General features: G+C 69.4%; 6 protein-coding genes. 3 read left to right on the top strand and 3 right to left on the bottom strand.

The features are described 5' to 3' along the window. Together ACWDX9_RS58105 and ACWDX9_RS58110 are read left to right on the top strand one after the other, a co-directional pair. Positions 1–431: DUF6807 family protein (locus ACWDX9_RS58105; protein ID WP_449971913.1), on the top strand; the 431-nt coding region annotated here is incomplete at its 5' end. Beyond that, positions 428–1153, top strand: a complete 726-nt coding sequence (locus ACWDX9_RS58110) for a cupin domain-containing protein (RefSeq protein ID WP_449971915.1) — start codon at positions 428–430, stop codon at positions 1151–1153. The genes ACWDX9_RS58105 and ACWDX9_RS58110, both read left to right, overlap by 4 nt. 64 nt (positions 1154–1217) lie before the next feature. Here the strand turns inward: ACWDX9_RS58110 and ACWDX9_RS58115 are convergent, their stop codons facing one another. Together ACWDX9_RS58115 and ACWDX9_RS58120 are read right to left on the bottom strand one after the other, a co-directional pair. After that, complete coding sequence (locus ACWDX9_RS58115) at positions 1218–2504, bottom strand: glycoside hydrolase family 30 protein (RefSeq protein ID WP_449971918.1); 1287 nt, start codon at positions 2502–2504, stop codon at positions 1218–1220. A gap of 73 nt (positions 2505–2577) precedes the next feature. Beyond that, entirely contained in the window at positions 2578–3543 is a 966-nt protein-coding gene (locus ACWDX9_RS58120) for a LacI family DNA-binding transcriptional regulator (protein WP_449971927.1), read from the bottom strand. 268 nt (positions 3544–3811) lie between these two features. On the opposite strand from ACWDX9_RS58120, the gene ACWDX9_RS58125 reads away from it, so the two are divergent. Next, positions 3812–5227, top strand: a complete 1416-nt coding sequence (locus tag ACWDX9_RS58125) for a glycoside hydrolase family 30 protein (RefSeq protein ID WP_449971921.1) — start codon at positions 3812–3814, stop codon at positions 5225–5227. Between the two features lie 134 nt (positions 5228–5361). On the opposite strand, the gene ACWDX9_RS58130 is transcribed toward ACWDX9_RS58125, so the two are convergent. After that, positions 5362–6114 (bottom strand): class I adenylate-forming enzyme family protein, encoded by a 753-nt coding sequence (locus ACWDX9_RS58130; RefSeq protein WP_449971924.1) that lies wholly within the window; start codon positions 6112–6114, stop codon positions 5362–5364. Positions 6115–6185: the final 71 nt, after the last annotated feature.

Genomic DNA, 6185 nt, shown 5'->3' on the forward strand with positions numbered 1-6185 from the left:
CCGAGAACACCGGCAGCTCCCACCGCGCCCAGCTCGCCGCCCTGCTGACCGCCATGTCAGCCGGGGAACGGCCCCCGGCCAGCGGCGCCGACGGCCGGCGCGTCATGGAGCTGATCACGGCCATGTACCAGTCGGCCATCACGGGCCGTCCCGTCACCCGGGCCGAGCTCGACGAGACGAACCCCTTCTACCACTCGCTCAACGGCGGCGGCACCGTGCTGGCCGTCGCCGGTCACTCCAGCGCGTCGGTGCCGATCAAGTGGTTCGTCCGCACAGAGGCGTTCGCGGTGATCAGCCCCTCCCCCTCCTTCGACGAGGAGATCGCGCTGGCCGACGGCGACACTCTCGAACTGACGCACCGCTACGTCTTCATCGACCGCGTCTGCGAGCGCGCGGAGCTCGACGACCTCGGCGCGGAGTTCGCCCTATGACGCCGCTCTTCCCCGGCGGCACCTCGATCAGCGACCTGGCCGTCTACGACTGGGAATGCGCCGACGGCGTCCATGGCGGCACCCCGCACCTGCACACCGTCTCGACCGAGGCCTACGTCGTGACCGGGGGCCGCGGGGAGGTGCACACCCTCAGCGCCGCGGGCTTCGCCCGGGACCGGCTCGAAGCGGGCACGGTGCTGTGGTTCTCCCCCGGCACGATCCACCGCCTGGTCAACGAGGAGGATCTGCGGCTGATCGTGATCATGCAGAACGCGGGGCTGCCCGAGGCCGGCGACGCCGTCCTCACCTTCCCCGCCGACGTCCTGCGCGACCGTGACGCCTACCTCGCCGCCGCCACGCTGCCGGCGCAGGGGTCCGAGGACGCGCGGGCGGAGGCCGCGCGGGCCCGGCGGGACCTGGCGATCGACGGGTTCCGGCAGCTCCTGGAGGACGTCGAGGAGCGTGGCGGGCAGGCGCTGGCGGACTTCCATCGGCTCGCGGCGGCGATCGTCCGGCCTCGGGCCGCGTCCTGGAAGGAACTATGGGACAAGACCGTCGCCGCCGAGACCGAGCGCACCCGCCTGCAGCTCGCGGCCATCGCGGGCGGCGATCCCGCCCACCTCGGGCAGGCCGCCGTCGTCCGTACCACGCCCAGACCCGGTCCTCGCGCCTTCGGTATGTGCGGGCGGCTGCGTACCTGGACGCCGCTGCCCGCGTCCTGATCCGGCAGCAGGGCCGAACCGAGCTGCCAGGTCGCGCCGCATCGCGCGCCTGGCAGCTCGGGGCTCAGCGCAGGACGATCGTCGTCAGGGCGCGTGACGGGAACGTCACCGCCCCGTCCGAGACGGGAAGGGAGTCGAGCGAGGCGGTCGCGTCGGTCAGGTAGACCTCGGCCGTCTCGCTCACGCCCGCCCAAGTGACGGGGGCCAGGCCGGTGTTGAGCACCTCGACGACGCGGGAACCGTCGGGGTTGCGGAACGCGCATAACCTCAGCGAGGGCGCCGCGGCCCTGGCCCCGATCCTGACCGCGCCCGGCCTGATGAACCTGCTGAACGCGGCCACCGCCCACAGCCGCTTCGAGACGCGGTACACCCCTTCCGCCTCGTCGATCCGCAGCAGTGCCCTGGTGCTCCCCTTCGAAGCCCCCAGCCAGTACAGGTAGGCCGAGACGTTGCCGAGGGTGAGCGCGTCGTGCACGGCCAGGGCGATCGTGAAGCCGTCGGAGCCGCTGCCGTCGTACCAGTTCTCGTTCCAGCTGGTGCCGTTGGGATGCCACTCCGACATCCACGTCGGCCGTTCCGTCGGCAGCGGGGAGTCCACGGGGGTGGCGTAGCCGTGTCCGGTGTAGACCTGCACCCAGCGGCGAGCCTCGGGGTCGGCCTCGATGGCGGTCGTGTACGCCATGGCCTCGGTCCAGCCGAGCGACTCGCAGCACACCACCCGCACGCCCGAGGCGACGGGGCCGAGCACCTTGACGAACTCGACGGCCTCCTGCGGGTTGAAGCGCATGGAGGCGTGCTTGGCGGTCCAGTCGGGCTCGTTCGTGAAGCCCAGGTCAGTGATCAGGACGCCTTCTCGCTGGTAGAACCTCGTGTATTGCACCAGGTAGTCGGCATAGGCACGCTGCCATTCGGGCTTCAGCCTGCCGCCGTTCTTCTCCTCGCCGTTGTCCTTCATATAGCCGGGCGCGCTCCAGGGAACCGCGAAGAAGCGCTCGACGCCGTACTCCTGGGCGGCCTTGGCCATCCAGACCTGGCTGTTGTCGTCGCCGTCCCAGACGTACCTGGGTGGGGCGTCCGGGCCGCCGGGGTCTTCCGGCTGGATCGACACCATGTCGTCGTACGGACTGCCGGCCGGCGCCGAGCCGATGCCCAGGCGCAGGATGGTAAGCCCGGCCCCCTTCTCCCGGCTGAACCACAAGTCGAGGATCTCGCGCTGCTTGTCCCGCGGCAGAGCCCTGATCAATTCATTGCGCCGGAAGGCCGTGGAGACGCCGAACCCGTCGATCGTCTGATGCCGGACCTCATCGTCGATCATGATCGCCGGCGGATCGGCCGGCCATGATCCGTTCATCGCCAGAGCTCTCGGCTGAAAGGACTCATGGCGCCATAGAGTTAGCACATCGGTGCTGCCCGGCTCAATACTCTCAGGCGGGCGGTGGCGGGCCGACCGTCTCACGAACGATGACCCGGTTGATCGACCGTACAGGAGGCTCGGGCGCCGGCTCGCCGCGTACCTTCGCGATGAGCCTGGCCATGGCCTCCCGCCCCTGCACCTCCCTGTCCACGGCCACCGTGGACAGCGCGGGAGTGGCGAAACGTCCCAGCTCCTCGTCGTCCCAGCCGAACACGCTGACCTCGCCGGGAACCTGCCAGCCGCGCGAGAGCGCTCCCCGTACGGCACCCATGGCCACGTGGTCGTTCACGGCGACAATGGCCGTCACGCCGCACCCGTCCGGCAGCCCTCGTACGGAGTCGTAGCCGGATTGAGGGCTCCAGTCGCCGAGGGCGACGCCGTACGAGGTGAGCCCGAGGCGCTCGATCGTCTGCTCGTAGACCAGCTTGCGGTTACGGGCCGACGGCCAGCTCTGCGCGCCCGCGATGTGGAAGAAGACCCGGTGACCGAGCGAGGCGAGACATTCGACGATCTCCTGGACCGGGGAGGCGTCCGCGAGTTCGTTGACCCCGCGCAGCATGTCGTCGTAGTCGCCCGTGACGACGATGGGAACCGGCGAGGCAGCGGGGTCGATCTCCAGAGGTGTCAGCGACAAAATGCCCTCGACCTGCCCCGACCCGGCCAGCTCCAAGATCCGCTCCGCCCTGGCGCGCGGATCGCCCTCGACGCTGACGACCTCCAACTGGAAGCCCTCGTCGTGCGCGGCGGAGGAGGCGGCGCGGAGCACGCGCGCCGGCCACAGGTAGGTGGAGGCGGGCAGGGTGATCGCCAACCGGTTCGTACGCCGGGTGCGCATGGAACGCGCCACCAGGTTCGGCCGGTAGTTGAACTCCTGAACGACCAGATCGATCTTCGCGCGGGTGGCCGGTTTCAAGCTCTCGTTGTGGCGGAAATACCGAGAAACCGTCTGATGCGAAACACCCGCACGCCGGGCCACCTCATGGATCGTGAGGCGCGGCGTCTCAGCCTCGTCCAAGGGACCCCTCTCCTCGCGCTGCGCTTCACAGCCTAACCGGTCCCCGCCAACAAGCCATTGACGCAGAAGTGATCGATCACTAATCTACAGCAGCGAGCAAAGTGATCGATCACTTCTATGCGGCGCCATGATCGCTCCCTCCTTGGCCGAACACTGCGACGCCACCCGTTGTCACTTGTCGCTCCTCTCGACTTCGACCACCCCCCGGACAGATCTAAGGAGAAGCAGGGTGCTTCGATCCCTCGCATTCGTGGCGGCTCTCACGCCCGCCATCACCCTGGCCGGGCCGGCTGCCGGCGCCGGCGCGGCCCCTCAACCGGATATCGACATCCAGCGAACCCAGACGCATCAGACCATCGACGGATTCGGCTACTCCACCGCGTTCCAGCGCGCGACTCTCGTGCACAACCTGCCGGCGGACAAGCAGAAAGAGGTGCTCGACCTCCTTCTGGATCGCCGCAAGGGCGCCGCGCCCAGCATCCTGCGCCTCGGCATCGGCTCCTCGGCCACGAACGTCTACGACTCCATGCTGTCCATCCAGCCGGCGGACCCGGGCGGCCCGGACGCCCCGCCGAAGTACACCTGGGACGGCTGGGACAGCGGGCAGGTGTGGTTCTCCAAGGAGGCCCAGCGGCGCGGGGTCAAGCGGTTCTACGCCGACGCCTGGAGCGCCCCCGGCTACATGAAGACCAACGGGACCGACGTCAACGGCGGCAACCTGTGCGGCCTGCAGGGCACGACCTGTGCCAGTGGCGACTGGCGCGCGGCCTACGCCCGCTACCTCGTGCAGTACGCGAAGTTCTACCAGCAGGAAGGCATCAGGATCTCCGACATCGCCTTCCTGAACGAACCGGACTGGACCACCGAATACGCCTCGATGCGCTTCACGCCGGCCCAGGCGGCCGAGTTCGTCAAGGTCTTCGGCCCCTACGCCGACCAGGCCGGCCTTAACGTGGTCTGCTGCGAGTCGATCGGCTGGAAGAGCTCCGAGGCGTACGCCCAGGCCATCGAGAACGACCCCGAGGCACGTGAACACCTGGACGTCATGTCCGGCCACGGCTACGCCAGCGGAGCCGACTTCCCGCTGCCCACGTCCAAGCGCACCTGGATGTCGGAGTGGGCTCCGTCAAGCGTCGCGGACGGCTGGAACGAAGCCTGGGACAGCGGCAAGGTCACCGACGGCATCAACATCGCCGAACGCATCCACAACACCCTCGCCCTCTCCGGCAGCACCGGGTTCGTCTACTGGCTCGGCGGCTCGCGCGGCAAGACCGCCGCGCTGATCCAGATCGACGACGCCAACGGCACTTACCGCGTCTCATCCAGGCTCTACGCCTTCGCCGCCTACAGCCGCTTCATCCGGCCGGACGCCGTACGCCTCGGTGTGAACAGCACCGGCGACGGGCTCAAGGTCTCCGCGTACCGCAACACCGACGGCACCGAAGTGGTCGAGATCCTCAACACCTCCCACGAGTCCGTGACCACCACCGTCGACCTGAAGCGCCCCGCTGCCTACCTGACCGACTCCACTCACAACCTGGAGCGGAACCAGGCTCTCGTCTCCAAGCGCGGGCGCAACACTTCGGTCACTCTCGCACCGAGGTCGCTCACCACGCTGGTCAGCAGCCACCCGCAACACGACTGACCTGCCCAGCTTCTCCACCCACTCCGATCGGGTCGCCCGGTGGCGAGCACCGGGCGGCCCGATGGTCATACGCGGGAGCGGATGGTGTACGGGCACCCTCGACGTCGTCACCGGCTTGCCATCCGCTCATCGGCTCACCCCGTTGGCATGAGGATACGAAGGCCCGGAGACAGGTTCTCACCGCCGCGCACGATGACGTCGTCGAGGCGGCCCTCGACGTAGAGGTAGCCGTCCTCGTCGATCCGGCCGCCGTCGCGGGTGCGGAACCAACCGCCATCCTCCAGGTGGGAGGCGTGGGCGTACTCGCCGGAGACCTGCGGGCCGCGCACCCACAGCTCGCCGCGTGTTCCCGCAGGGACCGGGGCGCCGTCGGCGTTGCGTACGGCGATCTCGACGGCGGGCAGCGGGCGGCCGACCGAGTCGAGGCGGCGGCGGACGCGCGAGTCGCCGGAGGTGACGGCGTCCCGATGGTCCTGAGGGGTGAGGACGGCGATGGAGGAGGTGGTCTCGGTCAGGCCGTAGCCGTTGACGAAGTCCACGTGCGGCAGAAGGTCGAGGGCCCGCTCGATGACGGGGCGGGGCATGCGGCCGCCGCCGTAGGACACGTGGCGCATCGACGGCAGGCCGCCACCGTCGGCACGCAGCACCTCGACGATGCGGGCCAGTATGGTCGGGACGACCATGGCGTGGGTGACGTGCTGTTCGCGGGCCAGCCGCACCCAGGTTGCGGCGTCGAAGTCGGGGAGTTGCACGATGCGCCGGCCGCTGTAGAGGCCGGTCAGCTGTCGGCCGGGCGCATCGAGGAGATCGGCGCACTCGGGATACGGCCGGGTGAGGAAGTGATCGATGGCTCTGGTGGTGTGCTGCTGCCGGGGCTCACCGATCACCACCTGCACCTTTCGCCTGGGCGGCGGCTGTGGGCTCGGTCGCGTGCGGCCCGCCCGCCGTACGCGACGAG

This window comes from Nonomuraea sp. NPDC003201, assembly GCF_053590415.1.

Coding starts and splice junctions, on each gene's coding strand:
- ACWDX9_RS58110 (WP_449971915.1), top strand. CDS start 428: ATGACGCCGCTCTTCCCCGGCGGCACCTCGATCAGCGACCTGGCCGTC.
- ACWDX9_RS58115 (WP_449971918.1), bottom strand. CDS start 2,504: ATGAACGGATCATGGCCGGCCGATCCGCCGGCGATCATGATCGACGAT.